Origin of the sequence: Moorena sp. SIO3H5, from assembly GCF_010692395.1 — a bacterium.
Classification (GTDB): domain Bacteria; phylum Cyanobacteriota; class Cyanobacteriia; order Cyanobacteriales; family Coleofasciculaceae; genus Moorena.
Genome location: NZ_JAAHHS010000027.1, coordinates 23,263 through 41,544, shown reverse-complemented (window position 1 = coordinate 41,544; position 18,282 = coordinate 23,263). Strand labels below are relative to the sequence as shown.

General features: G+C 44.8%; 7 protein-coding genes. 2 read left to right on the top strand and 5 right to left on the bottom strand.

Annotated elements, in window-relative coordinates:
* Positions 1-153 precede the first annotated feature (153 nt).
* Entirely contained in the window at positions 154-1,500 is a 1,347-nt protein-coding gene (locus tag F6K52_RS04860; protein WP_293074810.1) for an FG-GAP-like repeat-containing protein, read from the bottom strand.
* Between the two features lie 218 nt (positions 1,501-1,718).
* The gene (locus F6K52_RS04855; protein ID WP_293074807.1) at positions 1,719-12,746 is read right to left on the bottom strand and encodes a Calx-beta domain-containing protein; all 11,028 of its coding nucleotides are present in this window, start codon (positions 12,744-12,746) and stop codon (positions 1,719-1,721) included.
* On the opposite strand from F6K52_RS04855, the gene F6K52_RS04850 reads away from it, so the two are divergent.
* Positions 12,737-12,994, top strand: a complete 258-nt coding sequence (locus F6K52_RS04850) for a hypothetical protein (protein ID WP_293074804.1) — start codon at positions 12,737-12,739, stop codon at positions 12,992-12,994. The genes F6K52_RS04855 and F6K52_RS04850 overlap by 10 nt on opposite strands.
* A gap of 43 nt (positions 12,995-13,037) precedes the next feature.
* Here the strand turns inward: F6K52_RS04850 and F6K52_RS04845 are convergent, their stop codons facing one another.
* Positions 13,038-13,544 carry a hypothetical protein gene (locus F6K52_RS04845; protein WP_293074800.1) on the bottom strand — a complete coding sequence of 169 codons (507 nt, stop codon included), beginning with the start codon at positions 13,542-13,544 and terminating at the stop codon, positions 13,038-13,040.
* 130 nt (positions 13,545-13,674) lie between these two features.
* Between F6K52_RS04845 and F6K52_RS04840 the strand changes: the two genes are divergently transcribed.
* Positions 13,675-13,833 (top strand): hypothetical protein, encoded by a 159-nt coding sequence (locus F6K52_RS04840; RefSeq protein WP_293074797.1) that lies wholly within the window; start codon positions 13,675-13,677, stop codon positions 13,831-13,833.
* Here F6K52_RS04840 and F6K52_RS04835 read toward each other — a convergent pair.
* A complete protein-coding gene (locus F6K52_RS04835; RefSeq protein ID WP_293074793.1) occupies positions 13,828-14,370 on the bottom strand; it encodes a hypothetical protein in 543 nt (180 codons plus the stop codon). The genes F6K52_RS04840 and F6K52_RS04835 overlap by 6 nt on opposite strands.
* Before the next feature lie 47 nt (positions 14,371-14,417).
* The gene (locus F6K52_RS04830) at positions 14,418-18,272 is read right to left on the bottom strand and encodes a hypothetical protein (RefSeq protein WP_293074791.1); all 3,855 of its coding nucleotides are present in this window, start codon (positions 18,270-18,272) and stop codon (positions 14,418-14,420) included.
* Positions 18,273-18,282: the final 10 nt, after the last annotated feature.

Below are 18,282 nucleotides of genomic sequence, written 5' to 3'. Positions count from 1 at the left end.
ACGACCGCCAGAAGTAGCCGAGGTGACTGGCTACTCCTGGCGGTGGATTCGGGTCATCGCTAACCGCTACAACAATCTCGGAGTTGCTGGAGTCGGAGACCAACCCCATCACAACTCAGGTGCATTACCAATGCTTGATCAGGTGCAACAAGCTCAACTGTTACAATGCTGTAAAACCATTTCTTGTTGGTCACCTTGGTCACCTTGGTCACCTTGGTCACCTTGGTCTTGTTGGTCACCTTGGTCACAAATGTACTGCAATTCACGAAAACCAAAGTCAGCAGTTATCACCTTAACTCCACCTGCTGGTGCCCACTGATTAATAAAGTTGCTAATTCCGGCATTGGTAACAGTAAAACTACCATCACCTTCGGAAAAAGCCACAGGTATACTACCCCAACCTGGAGCTTGTCGTACCAGGGCGATATCGGTGCGACTATCGCAGTTAAAGTTGCCAGTTATCACCTTAACTCCACCTGCTGGTGCCCACTGATTAATAAAGTTGCTAATTCCGGCATTGGTAACAGTAAAACTACCATCACCTTCGGAAAAAGCCACAGGTATACTACCCCAACCTGGAGCTTGACGTACCAGGGCTATATCAGTGCGACCATTGCCGTTAAAGTCACCAGTTAAAACCTTAACTCCACCTGTGGGTGCCCACTTATCAATAAACTTGGTAATTCCGGCATTGGTAACAGTAAAGCTGCCATCACCATTGGAAAAAGCCACAGGTATACTACCCCAACCTGGAGCTTGTCGTACCAGGGCTATATCAGTGCGACCATTGCCGTTAAAGTCACCAGTTAAAACCTTAACTCCACCTGTGGGTGCCCACTTATCAATAAAGTTGGTAATTCCGACATTAGTAACAGTAAAGCTGCCATCACCATTGGAAAAAGCCACAGGTATACTACCCCAACCTGGAGCTTGTCGTACCAGGGCGATATCGGTGCGACCATTGCCGTTAAAGTCACCAGTTATCACCTTAACTCCACCTGTGGGTGCCCACTGATTAATAAACTTGCTAATTCCGGCATTGGTAACAGTAAAGCTGCCATCACCATTGGAAAAAGCCACAGGTATACTACCCCAACCTGGAGCTTGTCGTACCAGGGCGATATCGGTGCGACCATTGCCGTTAAAGTCACCAGTTATCACCTTAACTCCACCTGTGGGTGCCCACTTATCAATAAAGTTGCTAATTCCGGCATTGGTAACAGTAAAGCTACCATCACCTTCGGAAAAAGCCACAGGTATACTACCCCAACCTGGAGCTTGTCGTACCAGGGCGATATCGGTGCGACCGTTGCCGTTAAAGTCACCAGTTATCACCTTAACTCCACCTGTGGGTGCCCACTTATCAATAAAGTTGGTAATTCCGGCATTAGTAACAGTAAAGCTGCCATCACCATTGGAAGAAGCCACAGGTATACTACCCCAACCTGGAGCTTGTCGTACCAGGGCTATATCGGAATAAGCTTGAGCTGGTTTAGCCATTAAAGTAAAGGCTAGGGTTATAGTACAAATAATTGTACTTATACGCCTTACCAAGGTTTTCATGTTATTAACCTTTTAGTTTTGAAATGTTTAGTATTAAAACCAGAGTAATCTTAACATTGTTGTATAGTCCGGTCAAACAATCCCTTCGTAGAGTTTTTATCCCTATAAAAATTCTTAGCTGTGTGAATAGCTGATAGCTGACCGCTGATAACTTACTATTCTTCACTAATATCTGTCAGCAAAAGATTCAAGTTTTCCACCGTTAACAAAGGCAAATTAGGATTCTCTGTAGTACTCACATTTTCTGGATTGGAAAAGAAACTAAAACTAAATAGATATCGTCCCCTGGTTTTATTGGGGTTTTTCTGTTCCTGCCAATAGTCAATTTCTCCGACAATATTTGTTCGCAGCTGTTCAGTCACTGTTAACATAGTGGAATCCCCAGACTTTTGAACCGTAAATCGAGGAGTTAGTAAAACAGGTAAGGAAGCTAATAGTTCTTCTTCATTACCAGTGGCGCTAGTATTGCTAGCTAAAGCAAAGGCATACTGACAGCTAATCCGAATATCATAAGGACGGTTAATGATAGCTGGGAGCAAGACTTTGAATAACTCTTCGAGATGCTTATCCAAGGCTTTACTTCTGGAATCGCCCAGGTCTGCAATATCCCAACGCTTATCATTAACTATTAGAGGAGTAATCCGATTCTTAAACCTTACTTCAGGAGTCTGGAAGATGAAAGCAGCATTGGTTTCCCGGCCATCAATCAAATTTTTATTGCGGGCGAGACGGATAGCACCCCAGGCATTTTGATAGTCCAACACATCCAAATTAGTTACAGTCACCTTACGGTCTGGTAATGCCGACTCCCCAAAGGTTTCTACCCCAGTTGCATCAAGCAATTTGGTGAAATCATACTCAATTGTTGTATAAGGTACTGTGGGGGAGTTAGTGGTGACATCGTTTTGCCTGGTCTCATTTAACTCATACCCTGGTAACTCAATATCTAAGATTTGTTGATCAGTAATTTGTTGATCAGTAACGGGAATATTGTTAGTGGGAGTGATGATAACTGTTTTGGTTTCTTCGTCAGCGGATAGGTTTTCATCAATATTGTAGTGAACTGTCTGGCGAGATGCCTGTGCGATCGCAATCGGTTGCCAAATTTGCCATGACCTAGCCACGTCTTCTGCTAGAGTCGCAAAGGCACTGAGGGCATAAGCAGCAGAAGTAACCGTAGTCACGTTGGTAGTCTGGTTGTTAGAGGTTAACCCGGTTTCCAAAGTTTTGAGATCACTGGCTAGGGTTGGATATAGATTGTTAAACCGCACCAGGGTATCCAAAAGTGGATCAATAGTATTGGTCGTATCGATAATTGTGCCAACACCCACTGGGTCCGCAATGTCTGCATTAACTGCATTACTCAGCAAAATAGTAAAGGTTTCATTATTTTCAACAACATCATCGCTGTTGACTGTCACCTCAATTTCTTTGGTGGTTTCACCTGGATCAAATTCCAGCAGAGTTTTGGGAATTGCCGTGTAATCTCCTGGTGCTTTTGCGGTTCCATCCTGGGTTTCATAATAAACACTAACAGTCTGTTCAGAGGGAGGAGATAAGGTAATAGTGAAAACTGCCTTTTGTTCGTCTTCCTTCAAAGAGACATCATTAATCGTTAATTTAGAGGAACCATTGTATTCAATCCGGCATTCAATGGTATCTTGAGCCACATCGGGATGTTCATAGAGGAAAACATAATTCCAGTCTCGAATATCCTCAGCACTGAGAATCTCACCAGCAAAGCTGTCGGGGTCAGGAATTGCTGTATGGGAAATCAGAGAAGGAGGAAGGGGAAAATCTCGCAAAGGAATGGGAATTTGAACATCTCCAATTTGATTAGGCTCATCGTTGAGAGGTTGAATAAAATTGAGCCAAGAGGAGGTGGAATTAGTAGTATTAATATTGTATTCCAACTCATTAACCTGATAGTTCAGATTAACCGCAATATCTTCGTAACGCTGAGGAGTTTGGGTATTAAAGAAAAAGGTTAGCGTAGACTTACCATTGTTGGCATCGCTCAGTTCAATTTTAGCTGGAGATAAGGTGAAATCTATCGATTGAAGCAGAGCTTGCTTTTCTGCGTCAGAACTAGTGGAGTTGGGTGTACTTTCAGGATTGGTGTAATAAGCCCCGTTCATCACTGGTTGCCCAGATAAACGAGGAATATCTTGATCAGACCATTGATAGCGATCAGCGATCGCGACATCCACGTTATATTGAACAATGGTTTCAATGTCGTAAGCATCCGCTAAATTTGTCAGCAATTCCTTTTGGAGTGCTTCCACCGCTAAGGTTTGGCGAGTAGTATACTCTTCGGAAGTTGTATCCACAGAAGTATCCAATACATGGGTCACATTTTTACTAATCGAATCGGCCAAACTTGCTTTGACATCTAAAATCCGCCTAAGCTGATCCTTTAAAATGCCCCTAAGCTCATCCTGTAAAGTGGGATCATCCACTTCAATAGTATCATTCACTGCAGGGATAGCTGTTTCCGGTTTCAGGATATCTTCAATAGCACGTAAATAGTTACGGGCTAAACCATTCAGGTCTACCGCATCCACTCGCACGGTTTCTGTTGAGGTTTGGTCAAGTCCACCATCTTGGGTGTAGCTGTAAAGGTTTACTTCCCCTGACATTAAGGTATTGCTCAAAGGCGCAGCGGAAAAGAAGTAGGGGAAATCCTCTTTGATATCGTAACTAATCCCGGTATCCCCCAGATGAACTGCCCACAGGGTATCACTGTTTTGAGGATTAGCATTATCAATATTCCCAGCATCCCTCCCCACTGCTAGCTTTAAGTTAGGTAGTGCTTGCTCAAATGCCTTGGCAAAGGGGTCAAGGGAGGCCAGGCGTTCACTAAACTCAGCATTTTCATCATCGGAAGAGCTGGTCAGCACAACGGTTTTGGGGGCAAAATAGGCTGATACTACCTCAGCTTCAGACACATCGTCGGAATGCATCAAATCCTCGTTGCGTCGCATTTCCAGCTGTACGGTGACCGGGAAAAGTAAATCCGTTGGATACATAAGACTATTATCGTCATCCCGGAAGGTGAGATCAACCTTTGTGCTAGCTACTGCTGGGGGAACAATCCAATTTTGATTGGCCTCAATTAGACCCGATTCATTTTGGAGCGCCTCTGCTACTTCTGCCACAGTTAGGGGGCGTTGCGATCGCTTTTCTAACAGATCCACCGCTGTTTTCAGACAACTGAGGTCATACATGCGATGAATAATCTCCAATGATGTCTGTAAGGTGTCGATCAATACCTGATCATCGGGTTGACCATGGGCAGTTTCGATATTAGCGATCGCATTCAGGACATCATTTTCTAGTTCTAGGGTATCAGATTCGCTATGAACCGTTGATGGCTGGAATTGGGGTTTAAGGGCACCTCCATCCAGCAGTGTTGCTTTCAAGATACTCAAAGAAGATTCACTATCATTGGGATCAAGTAAGGCCCGTAACGCAATGCGATTTGCCCCTTCCAAGTTCTCCAGTTGCTCATAAATAGCATTCACAGCCCCAATGCTTTGCTGGGTTTGACTGGCATCGCCATCAATACTATTCCCAATGCTTTGCTGGGTTTGACTGGCATCGCCATCAATATTATTTTTGAAGTTAACCAGGGTTTGCGCCCATCGAGAGGTCAGAGTGTAGAAGGTTTCATCGGTTCCGGTCTGGATAGTTTGACTATCGATGAAGAGCGCTAACCGTTCTAAGTCGCTATTTACCGTATCGTCACTGTTGTAACTAATCTTAGTCAGGGATGCCAAAACCGGACGGACATCGATAGCAGTATTGCCACTCAAGAGTCCTGCCAGGGTTTGGTTAGCCACCGCTACGGCTGCTGGGGTAATTTCCGTTCCCATGGTACTGGTTAAGGTACTCAGGGATGTGGTTTGATCTGTGGATACCACTGCTAGATAGTCAGGGTTCTGTGCAGAAGAGGTATCCAGGGTAAAGCGATCCGGAATGTAGAGAGTTGCCCCGGACTCTAAGGCTAAAGTGGGATTTTGAAGAGCAATATCCCCTGCTGTGGTTTGATCGGTAATAATTTGACCATCATGGGCAGCAGCAATAGCAATCATTTGCTCAAAGCTATCCCCACTGGTGACAGTGTAGTTCAACAGCACGTCAGCCAGGATTACATCCTCCGTACCAAATAACCCAGTCATATCGCTGACAGCAGCAGCAACCACAGCTAATTGACTAAGGATCGCAGATTCAGTCAGAATGTCACTGATATTGCCCACGGCTTGTACCGTTTCCAAAACCGTGCGATGAAGGTTGGTTTGTAGATGAAGCTGCTGAGTTAGGTAAGCAATGGTGTTCTGTTCCGGCAGAATTGCCTCAGCAATGGTATAGTCTAGGGCACCCACTTCAGCAACCATGCTGGATTTCAGCACATCGATAGAGCGAACATCAGTAGTGGCGATAAACTGGTTAAGGGCAATGTGATATAGACTATCCTGAGCCTGGATGGTGTAATCAAGGCTACTATCGGGCATTGTTATTGTTATTGTCGAACCTGCCACCAGTAAATCCTGGCGTTGGGCATTGGCAAGAATAACCGTTTCAACAGTTTCTATCCTAGAGGTATTGGGGAATGCCGTAGCGATCGCACTCCAGGTCTTGTCAGTAATAATCTTGATGTCTACATTAAACGGAGTTGGTGTTGCTTCATCATTCTTGGTCACCGTGACCGTTAATGTTGTGTCCGTGGGGAAAATTTCCAGACCACGAATGGCCTCAACCACATCCTGGGATGCTGCTAACAGACGGTCTCGAAGATTGCCCAACGTCTCGCCATCCTGGGTTGTGCTATCCAAGGCTGAAACCGTAACCCCTGCCAGCAATACCGTCGATTCATTCTCTGCAATAATCTCATTGATCCGGTCAGTCAGGATCTGGTCAAACTCCAGATCCAGGTCAGCATTTTCCAGCTGCAATACCCCATAGGCAATTTCCTCTAGGGTGGCGTTTAGGGTAACGTAATTGTTGACGTGGGATGATTCTAGACCCTTGATCAGGACACCATTGGTTAAAGTTTGGGTCGTATCTAACCCTTGAGCAATGGTTTGTAGGATGATTTCGATCAGGTGGTCTTCCTCTAGGGCGAGTTGTGCGATCGCAATTGACTCGAAGGTATCCCCATCTTGAACGGTATAGCTTACGAAATGATTAGCGGTATCGGTGTAAGAAATAATCCCACCAACCGCTAATAAATCCGCCGTTTTTGCATATTTGGTGACAATTTCCTCAACTTTGTCACTTTGAATGCCGTAATCTTTGTTGAGCTTGGTTGCGATCGCATTTAAGTTGTTGGTTGGCTCAACCCGAATACCTACAGGAATCTGAATACTTTGACCACTGGTTAAAATACCACTAACTGCACCATTACTATCCCCTAAATCTCCAATATCACAACCATACTGATTAGCAACGGATTCCAGGTCTTCACTGTTACCAGAGACTGTATAGGCAAATTGCTGCAGATATTCTAAGGTGACCAAATACTTATAGACATTATCCACAAACCCCGTGAAGGCGGCACGCTGGGCATCAGTCAACTCCTGGTCACCGCTGGGAATCACCGATGTACTCACCGTAAACGTTAAGTTCGAGTCATGAACCTGATAGTAAATTTGTTGATAGGTGGCGCGGTCAGTTTTAATCTGATCCAGTACCTCAGTGAAAAGATTTCCAGGAGTGGGAATATATTTAGATTGGTCTAACACCAATTCCAGAATCAAATTAGCAGTCTTATCATCCTTGCTGGTGATCTGATAGCTTTCACCCACCGAGGGCCATTGATTGATTCCCAAAATCGGGTCGAAATACCCTAATTTTTGGCTAATACCTTCTGCAAAGTCCCCATCGCTTCCCAAACGATTGCCATAGATATCTTGCCAGCGAAAATCCAACGTAAAGGTATCTCCAATGCCGTAATAGGGATTGAGGGTATCCTTGAGAATTTCCGGTAATGCTTGAGACGCTGTGTTGGCGGCGGTGGTTAAAGCATAAACCGGCAAGACTTTTTCATAGACCCATGTTGTATTATCCTCATCCTCTTCAATAGGTCCAATCGGTAGACGGTCTTGCTCGGTTTTAAAGTCAGCTGCTGTACTGGGCACCTGATAACTCAAAAGCTGATAGAGGTTTTGAATCTCATCGGTCGCAGTATCATTGTCTTGAGGTTCAATGGCAGTACGGGTAAGTCTAAAACCAAGATTTCCCGCCGGAATCCTCAACACATTAGTTGTTTGACTACTGGTGGCAAAAATTTCGCTGACACCATTGAGTGTACTACTCTGGGGATGACCAGATGGAATATTAAGGCAGTTGTTATAGCTAGCAGCAGTACTGCTAAAGGTCATTAACAGAGTTACCTGAGCCGTATCCCCATCAGCAAACAGAGAATCTGGTAAGCCCTTTTGTTCATCATTTTCTGTATAGCTATAGTTGAGGTAATAGCCTTCACTATTTACAACGGTGCTTTCCTGTACCAGTGTTAGGAATGGTAGGAAGGTCGTAGACGAGTCTAGTGTCACAGTACGATTATCCCCAGAATCTAGAGATAAATTCGTCTTCAGCATCAAGACTTCAGCACTGCCATTACGGGTCAAAACTTTCGAGTCACCACTGTCATCCAAATACAACAAGGTCAAGGTTGTCGGAGTTACGTTTGCTGTCAGAATATCTTGCAGCAATTGCCGACTAGCGGTTTCAATCCGTTCAATAGCGTATACCGTGGGCAAAAATCCGCTCCCATCTGAGGTGGAGACTTGACGGATTTCCAATGTTAATTTAGTTGCCCAAATATATCCTGGGTCAATCTCCGCAGTATTTAAAGTTTCCCCATCTTGAACTGGCTGCTGATTGTAGAGAAGAGTTAACGTTGTCTGGTCAGACTTAGACTTGAGATAATCACATAAACCGGAAGGAAGTTCCCACAGCAGATTGTTAATAGTTGCTGCATTGATAGATTCATTCCAGTAAGTTTTCTGGCGAATAGTGTATTGTTGGTTAGTGGGATTATAAAGCCCTACCACTGTTGGAATATTTGGAGAGGTTGTGGGCAAAATTCCACTGCTTGCTGCTGCATCAAACTGCTTAATCGTCTCAATGGTGTTGTAGGGAGCAGTATCGGGGAAAGGATAATTCAGTTCAGGGGTTAACGTTTCACTATCGCTGTTCTCACTGGGATCATCAATTAGTCGAATCCAAGTCAACATATCCGGTTTGGATAACCGGATTTCATTGGGGGTAATGGTTACTGTCTCACTATCCCCGTCTGTTGCGGGAGCAGTGCGCGTAACTGTAACAGTAAATTGTTGTCCTGTAGCAAGATAAGCCGCTTGTTGTCCATCAATGGTTGTAGTGTTATCTGTAAAGGTGGGTATTCGCAATCCATGCAACAAGAATCGTGAGGTCATTCCCGCTAAGGATTGGAACGACTCACCACCATTGAAATTATTTAATAAATTGCCTAGGGTAATCTGGCCATTTTCATCAACCCCCTCTTTTTTATCCCTAACATGATCGATGCCAAGCTGCACCGCAGAACGAATAATTAAGGTGAAGTAGTCAATAAATAAAAGTTCAGCGATCGCTAAACTTCCAGATTCATTGTTGGTCGGTAATTGTCCCAGTACTTCTTCTGTGCTCTGGTTATGGTTATAGTTGAGGGATTGGAAATAGGTTTGAATCGCCTTGATTTGATCAGGAGAATATTTTGTACTATCAAAATCAACGGTATTGATAACAGTATCAGCACCATCCTTGAGTTCCATCTGAAGTTGAGGAAACATCGGGAAAATGGTACCACTAATTTCCGTATTATCGATGGGGCGGTCGGTGATATCAAATATAAAATTCCTAGACAAGAATCGAATTAGCGGTTCCCAAAACTCATCCGCAGCTTCTTCCTCTAAGTAGTTAACGAATAGGGTATAAACATCTTCTAACAATTCCAAGGTTAAGACTTGAGCATCAACATTGACAGCACTTGTGTTGATATTCAAATCATTACGCTCACTATCTGATAAGTAGGCATAAATCACCCATTTGAAGAGGGCTTTAACTAATTCATCAAAGTCCGTATCATTATCTGTATTAATATCCCCAGTAGTGCTATTGCTATCTCCAGTAGTGCTATTGCTATCCCCAGTAGTGCTATTGCTATCGTCTAGAGGAATCGAGTTTTCCATAAACAATAACCCGATACCACTTACCCCTGTTTCGGTCTTGGTAAAGGACGGTTGAAAATAAATATCGAGGCGAAGCTTGTCGTCTTTTACAGTTTCCGGGCGCACCTGGTCGGTAAGGATTTCTAGCTTAATTCCCGTTGTGCCATCATCCCATCGCAATGACCGTCCACCAGATGTTTCAGTAGTGACATTTGTAGTAGTAGCATTTGTAGTAGTTACATTTGTAACTGTTCCTGTGCTACTAATGGTCTGGGCTTTAGCAAAAGCAAAGCGATTAGCCCTACCATTTTTTTTGATTCGATTTCGATAGGGATGCAGGGTTTGAGCACGGGCAGTAAATACGGGAACAGTTGCTGCCATGGCTCCCCCAGAACCAGCAGCGAGTTGCCAGGGTGGTGTGCTATCTGAACCGAGGACAAATTGCTCCCGCACGGTCAATTTAAACTTAAATCTGATCCGGACAAAGCCAATCTTGACCGATGCTTTGACAGAAACCGTAGCCACCAGAGCCACCTGAATCGCTTTGTATACCTCCACCACAAACAGCACCGCAGCTTTAACCAGGACTTCTATATCAACCTTAATGACCTTAAAGTCCACGACACCATAGATGCGACCAACAATGGCTACACCACCCTGAATCCGGTAATAGGTGGCCTTTTTCTCATTAGTATCGGTGGGATTATAGGTAGCAAACACCCCTTGCAAAATCCCATGGATGGTAATGCTGAATTCGGCGCGCAGAGGACCTTTATTGATAATTTTCCCCAACCCGACCTGTAAGCCAATGCCAAATTCCAATACCGGGTCAAAGGTGCCACTAACAATGTCGGGAACACTGGTGGCTGTTTCTGCACTAAGTTTATTGAAATAGAAGCCCCCTAACCCTAAAAAGATGCCGACATTAACAGCAATGGATCTCGAAAAGTCACCACCCCAAGGGAAGCCCACATCGATACCAAAGTCCCCATTGGTATAGATTTCAATGGCAACCACTGGCAGGGTAATATGAACAGCGCCAAAGTCGATATAGCGCATGGTGTCCGGTAAAACCAGCTCACTGCGATAGACCCCGACAGTATCACTAATGCGGCGATAGAGGATTTCAAATTCAAATCCAGCAAAACTCTGTACCGGGGGTCCCGACAAGCTAATGCGCAGCCCATAGATAAAGGGATCGTTGAAAATTATACTGATCTCAATGGAACCCAAAATCACAAATTGGGCACCAATTAACCACCCACTCTCTGCACTAAACTGTATTGGCTGACCTGAAAATTGAATCGGTTGACTGGGGTCAGAACTGACGGCTGAGGGTAAGGACTGTTGCAGAGCTGTGAGGGGATTTTGCCGCCGTTTAATAGGGGGAAGGGGTACCAAGGTTTGGCGCATCACCGTGGTGAATTGCTCAATAGTACGAGCTTGCTGCACAATTTCTGGTGCAAAGGCAACCCGTTGTCCCAAAGCCAGGAACTTCAGCTCGAAGATCGGGGCTTTAGTGCTGGGCACTTGTGGGGGATTTTCATTGACTGGGTCCCACTGAACTCGCTTTTTGGGTTCTCCAGGAATACTTAAGTCTACTGCGATCGCTATTTTCTTATTGGATGCTGTTCTGGCATTATTTTGTTGGGTACTAACCTGAGATGACTTAGTCCCAAACTGGTAAGACAGCCCCACATTGGATACCTTAGCAATCAAGACATTCAAGGTAGCCTTGTAGGAAATGGTGATGGATTTATCGGTTAGGTCTATCTCCAGACTAAACTTATCTAGCGCTATCTCTTCTTTAGCAAATTCATCCCAGGGTGGATCGAGTTCAAAGTCAATAATGCTGGAGTCATAGACGCTGACAATATAGGCAATCAGGTCACCAATGGTGGGATTCTTTCCACTGACCAAACTAACGCTAAACCGCAACAGTTTACGATTATTGATATCGGTGTAGACTGCGCTCAACAACAGGGTACTGATTTGGAGTTGGAAAATTAACTCACCGGTACGATTTGCCAGGGCTTGGGATGAACGACCAGAGCTAGAGGTGCTACTGGTTTGGCTAAAGGTATAGATAACCGAGAGTTGTAAGGTATCGAAAAAGGGAATCGAGGCTTTGACCGTTCCTGCGATCGCGCCTTTTAGGGTCGTAGAGGTTCCCCCGGATCTATTACTGGAGGTTTTGGATATTTCAATCGCCGCTTGGATTTGCAGGGTTTCTTCCCCTGGCACTAAGGCAATGCCAGTATCCCAATCCATGGATCCGGTGAAGGTATAGCGGGATTCGACGATTTGGGTATTACTGTCTTGATAGCGGGTTTGTTGTAGCGCAAATGCCAGGGAAACTACTAAATCCCGCAACCCATACTCATCGAGTTTATCCTGGGAAAATCCAAAAGCTTTGATGACTTCGGTAATGCTGATATTTTCAGCAGTGGCAGAAAATGCCCACTGACTGGCAATTTTGCCACTCTGTGACGAAAATTGATGGGCGACCTTAACCGCAAATTCGCCCCCAAATAACTCAAACAGCCCCTCAAATGACAGTTTTCGCTGCTGGGAGAGGGATTCTGCCGTATTCTGTTGAGTGCCATTGGTTGAGCCAGAAGATTTGACCGACGACACTGACAGGGCAAGCTGTTTGATGGATAAGGTTGGCCCCGAATCGAGGGTAATCGACCAGGCATTTTCAATAGCAGCCTCAAAGGAAAATGCCCCTTTATCCGGTCGCAATTCCACCGCCATTTTAGTAATGGCTAAGTTCTGAATCGAGTCTGGTGCATCTAATTCTGGAATTAATTCTTCCAAAAGCGCCACGACATAAAGTCGCTGTCCAGCAATCATACCGCCCTGATAAACCGTTACGTTGCGGTCTTCAATTTTCTCCAGGATCAAATTGACGGTTTCACCAGCAACGGTTAGCTCGGAGATCATACCAAAGCTAACACTGGTTGTTCTTTGCACTATTGCAGTCATCGTTCGATTCAGAAAAGATTACTAGGCAAAAATGGAATTATCGAAAGTCAGCGGTCAGTGGTCAGCGGTCAGTGGTCAGCCGTCAGCCGTCAGCTTTTAGCTCACGCTACGCGAACAGCCGTCAGCCGTCAGCTTTTAGCTCACGCTACGCGAACAGCCGTCAGCTTTTAGCTCACGCTACGCGAACAGCCGTCAGCCGTCAGCTTATTTTATTTAAAAGCCAAGTGGCACAGGCTTCTAGCCTGTGAAGCATTAGCTGATAGCTGATCGCTGATTGCTGATTGCTGATAGCTATTCTTCATTACTAACTTTGAAATAGACCCCCTTTAATTTAAGGTCTAATCCATCAATTAATTGACCTGCATCATCTTGCCATTCTGCTGATAGTCCAACAGTGTAAGCTGTTTTCTCTTTGGTTACTGTTCCACTTGTGGCAGCACCTGGAATTCTGACATGAAATTCATCCACATATAAACCAGCTTCTAAAACGAGATCAGCAGCATTCTGTAAGACAGCTATATCGGGCAAGAAACTCGCTTTGATCGCTCCTTCTGTCAGTGTGTCATCAGCCTCAACATCTTTGTCGGTCACTATAAAACTAGTATCCTCGACACCTAGAGTACTCATAATACTACCAATAGAGGTACCAACCGTACCAAGGTAGACTCTCTCCCCTGCCGGAAGTTCAACTTCAATTCCCTTTTCTTTAAGCTCACTAATGGCATTTTTAGGTTCTAGGGAAATTGTCTTCCCAGCCAGTTCTAGAGAAACACCAAAAAATACTTTAGTTTCTGACATTTTTTTGCTCCTTATTCAAAAATATTTAGTTTCAACAACTATCAATTTACAACAATTATAAGTTAGAGATTTTACTGTTTATTATATATCATATTTTCAATAAAAAGTAAACCTAAAATTTATTTTTTTATTGGGTAATAAAACTCCGGATATCTTTCCCATCTTGCCTCTTGCTTTCCCCTCCTGGGAGGGGTTAGGGGTGGGTTACTCTTGCCTCTTGCCTCTTGCCTCTTGCCTCTTGCCTCTTTCAGCAATTCGTGTGTTTACAACCGAGATACAAAGGCTATAATTGATCGAGCTTAACGTCTGCTTCCGTTGGCACCACTGATTCTTCTGGAATCTTTGTTGTTGATAGATTATCATCAGTTACAGTATTTCCATTTTCATCCACGAAGGTTAAGCCTTTTTTAACAATAACTCCATTGGGATAATCATCGGATTGGGGTACCGAAAATACCGTAACTTTAATCCCCCTCCTATCTTCAGGTTCCGGTATAGGTTGGAAGACATCAATCTTCAACTTCATTGCCAGTTCAGGAGCAACGTCTTGGTTGGTTAGAAAACTAAAATCTTTACTATCAAAGGGAAAATCCTCGGCAAAATTGAAAGGAAACTGATCATTAATTGATCCAGTAGCAGTATAACAAGGATCCGGTGATGTACCTTCCGTAACAGTAATTGATTTTGCCCACATATCAGATAATGGATGATTGTCAGATAAGTTGATGGGCAATTCTTCAGTAATGCTATAGGTAGTCTCTACTTCCTCCATAAAGGTTGGGATATCGTTAATATCTTGATAATCAGTGATTTTATCCTCTGCCATCTTATCTCCTGTTTATTTAAATTAAATTCAAGCTATTCCTTAAAGCCTTAACCTTTAGCATAGGCCGCATACCAGCCAACAGCATCATTACTATCCGTGGCATCAGGATTGCCAAAGATAACAATTTCCGTTTGTCCACTGGGGGGAAATGAGAGGACAAAAAACTTAAGAGCAACCTTCTTAATTTTCAACAAGTAAGCTGTACCAGAAGTGCTAGTGGAATCAACCAGTAATTCCACCGTCTTGAAGGACAGCTTCAGTACACTTTGGAGAGGAAAACCGAGCACATCCCCACCAATTCCCGGTAGCCTCAATCCTACAAAAGTTGTGGCTTTCTCCTGGGAACCATCCTGATTCGGTTCCCAGATAATCAACAGATTAACCACAAACTGAGCTGAACCCGACAATGCCCCCAAACTGCCCAAATTAAACTCGAAGTTAAAACCAAAGCCACTGTCGGGCATAGAACCAGTGCCCAAGGGAGTTTTCACCGTAAGATACCCTTTAGGCTTGCTATCCGGTTGAGCAGGGTCGAGATAGACGAAGTTAGTCAGCTTAAGGGGAAATTTGCTGTAGAGACTATGGGGGCGGGCTTTACTCTGAGCCAAATCAAAGGCAATTTGGCTGGCATCGACACTAAAGGTGATATCCTGGGCACCATTGGTATGCTTGCAGTTCATCACAATGGTTAGCTTTGAGAACTGGAGGAATTGTTCGTTATTGGCTAGCTCATCCAGTTTTTGCTGCAACTCCGCTGATGCTTGATTGAGAGTATCAATCCCTACTTGATAATCGTCTTCCAGAGCACGGGCACTGCGGTTGACCAGGTTGCTGGCAGTTAACACGTCATCGGACAGGGAAGTATCTGACCCAAAGGATAATCCATCAAAGGTCTCTAGGTCACGGAAATTGAGACGGCCCCAGAGGGTAAACCGTCCAATGGTGAGTGTAGTATCATTGCCTGGGGGGTCTGTGGAAAACGTGGCCTTAACGATGTCAACATTATTGAGAATATGACTATCGGGTAGGGCAAAATAGTTCTCGCCGCTAAAGCTAAAGCTATAGGTAATCACGCCATCGTGTTCTTCCGTAAAGCCCTGGAGAATGACGATATTCCGTCCTGAACGACTATTGAGTAATTGGGTGGCTTCGTCAAAGAGTTTATCTAGGGTAAGATTGACCTCACTGGAAAATGCCGTGATTTGAGAATTTTGGAATTGCACCCGTAAGTTGGCCACCTGGAAGGCATAGCCCAAGGGACCGGTTTCTGGCACGGAGTTGTCTTGATAGTCCAGCAATCCAAACAAAGAAGACTGTTCCGCTACCAATTCCCCATTTTGGGGCAAAATCGGGGTGCCATTACTCCCGACATACTGAGCGTAGAAGTTATCCTGGTCTTGTATGCCACATTCTAGGGCTTTCAAGTCTGGAGGCAGTCCTGTCCCAGCTGGGAGCTTGACATTTAACGCAATCATCCCTGACCAAAAGGTGCTGCTGCCAACCCGGGCTAGAGGGGCAGCATTATCCCGGTCTTTTTCAGCAGCATTGGGGTCGTTGGCGGTTGCGATCGCATTTTCAAAGAATGTCACTAAGCGATCGCGCACTGCTTTAATTTCCTTGACCCGTTCATCAGCATCCGTTGCCGTCCCGACAAATACCTCCGGTTGTTCCCACAGGGCGGTATCCTTGAGAATATCAATCAGGGGCTTATCTAGGAACTTAAACAGTAATACCGTATCCGTATCCCCTGTGCCCTGTCGCCAATTATCTGGATTGAGATCAAAGGTCCACCCTTGAATAGTCAGTTGATTGTTCTGAAAATGCTCTTTGATAACTTGAGTAGGTTCATTGGTATCAAAGGTTTTGAGGGAAGTCGGGTCAGTGATCACCAGGAACATCTGACTGGACTGGAAAGCTGAACGGAGGGATGAACCCCGTTCTAGGTCCTGCAAACTCACATCCTCATTGTCGGTATCCTTCGCCAGTAATAGACTATTGAGGGTTTGGTAATCAGAGGAATAGGTTGCCAACAATCCCAGGGAAGTTGTACCGGTGATGGTTTCTGTTGTTGAGGTAGTAGCAGCAGCAGCTGTCATGGCCTGAGCTTCAGGGGTAGCTGATCTACTCAAGGCACTGAATGCTTGGGGACTAAATGTCCCTATCCCCCCTAGTATTCCTTGAGGTTGACCGCTAAGTTGAGTAGTGTCTGTTTCAGCAATAATTTTAATTTTTTTGCGGCGCTGGGGATTGAGGATTTGTTCCTCCATTTGCTGATAGTGAGCCAGGGTTCCACTTACGCCACCATAGGGAAACAAGGGTAAATACTCTCCCCTGGGCAGTCCTGTAACGGGAACCTCCAAAAACCTGAGGGGATCATCAGTTGGGTCTTGGTTTCCATCCTGAAACGTTGATGCTCGATACAGCAATGACTGCTTGGGTTGGGAAAAATAGACCGGTAAATTCGTGACTTGGTCATCTTCATATTCAATATATCCCCAAGCTGTAGTTGTTTCCGATTCTAGACGCTGCCCAGCTTCATTGGTTTCTACAATTTGCTCCGGAACGAAATCCGGCGCAAAGGTCGGTTTTCCAGCTTCCAGATGCAGAATATTAAGCTGTTGACTCGACAGTTGAATGTATTCAATCCCCGCTAATCCACACAAAAAGTTATCTTCATCTCGTATCGAAAAGTCCTGACCACTGGAGATAGGGGTACTCTCGTAATCGGGAACCGAGAGAGTATATTTACCTTGGGGGACTAGATACAAAGGTGAACCAAAGATGCTAGAATTCTGCCCTGGACGCTCTGCAAAGATTAGCCGACTGTCCCCATGACCATGGGGAGTGACATGGATGGAATATCCCAAATTAGTGCGATAACAAGAAGGCAAGGATAAATCCGAAATGTTCAAGTTTCCTGGCTCTACAAAGGCAAAGTAAGTGCGATCGCCATTCAAAGGTTGGAGTGGATCTAGGGCACTATATAAGGTCAGATTTTGGCTACCATCCCCCTGCTGAGAATAATGGGAAGCAGCATCGCTATCTTCCCCCAAAAAGGGATATCGATGGCTAGAAATCAGGAATTCCTGGTCGCTATTCAATCCTGCAAAACCAGACAAGGGGTCATTCTGGTCTAGTAAGGAGTTTGCGGATTTGAAAAACATCCGCAGGGTAACATCCAGATAAACTAGTTCCTCAAAGGAGGCTGTGCCAGGAGATCGGTTTTGCAAGGTCAGGGCAAAGCTCAGGCAACCGGCCAACTCTCCACTAAAGGGTAATGCGATCGCGTAGCGTCCGCTTTGCGGAATCGCTTCCCCTGCTTCATTGACCTCAATCCCTTTGAGTTGATGAGCACCATAACCTGTGGACAAATAAAAGGGGTCACTTTTCGGTAATTCAGTGTCCGGTGATTCAGTCTCGGTGCTAGGCAGGTTGTGTAGAGACGGATCGGGGGCAAACACAAATCCGTCTTTGGTTGCGTTCAACTGACAAATTACACCACTAGCGATCGCTAATTCATAATTGCGGAAATTAAAAAAGGTCAGTCGCTCTACAGTATCTGTCGGGGAAAGGGTCAGGGCATGAAATCGCCAGCGAGAGACTAACTCCTCTGGGTTATCAATCCACAAAAACCGAGTATTGCGTACCGAAGGTGTAATCAGAAATTCACCAATGCGGTCGCTCAACACGGAAGGGTCTATAGCATCATTCCCTTCTAGAGCCGCTTTGAAAAATAGATATACTCCCGTCTTTATTGTCCAAGTTTCTTCCAGGGAAAGGGTTTGAGAACCTTCTATCGATCCTTCATTCACCCAAAAACCAATGCTATAGGGCAGGGTAGGGTTAACGGATTCAGATAAAACGTAGAGCGCCTGTGCTGTTGATTGGGTAAAGGTAGTCATCTGCTCACCC

Coding starts and splice junctions, on each gene's coding strand:
- F6K52_RS04860 (WP_293074810.1), bottom strand. CDS start 1,500: ATGGCTAAACCAGCTCAAGCTTATTCCGATATAGCCCTGGTACGACAA.
- F6K52_RS04855 (WP_293074807.1), bottom strand. CDS start 12,746: ATGACTGCAATAGTGCAAAGAACAACCAGTGTTAGCTTTGGTATGATC.
- F6K52_RS04845 (WP_293074800.1), bottom strand. CDS start 13,544: ATGTCAGAAACTAAAGTATTTTTTGGTGTTTCTCTAGAACTGGCTGGG.
- F6K52_RS04835 (WP_293074793.1), bottom strand. CDS start 14,370: ATGGCAGAGGATAAAATCACTGATTATCAAGATATTAACGATATCCCA.
- F6K52_RS04830 (WP_293074791.1), bottom strand. CDS start 18,272: ATGACTACCTTTACCCAATCAACAGCACAGGCGCTCTACGTTTTATCT.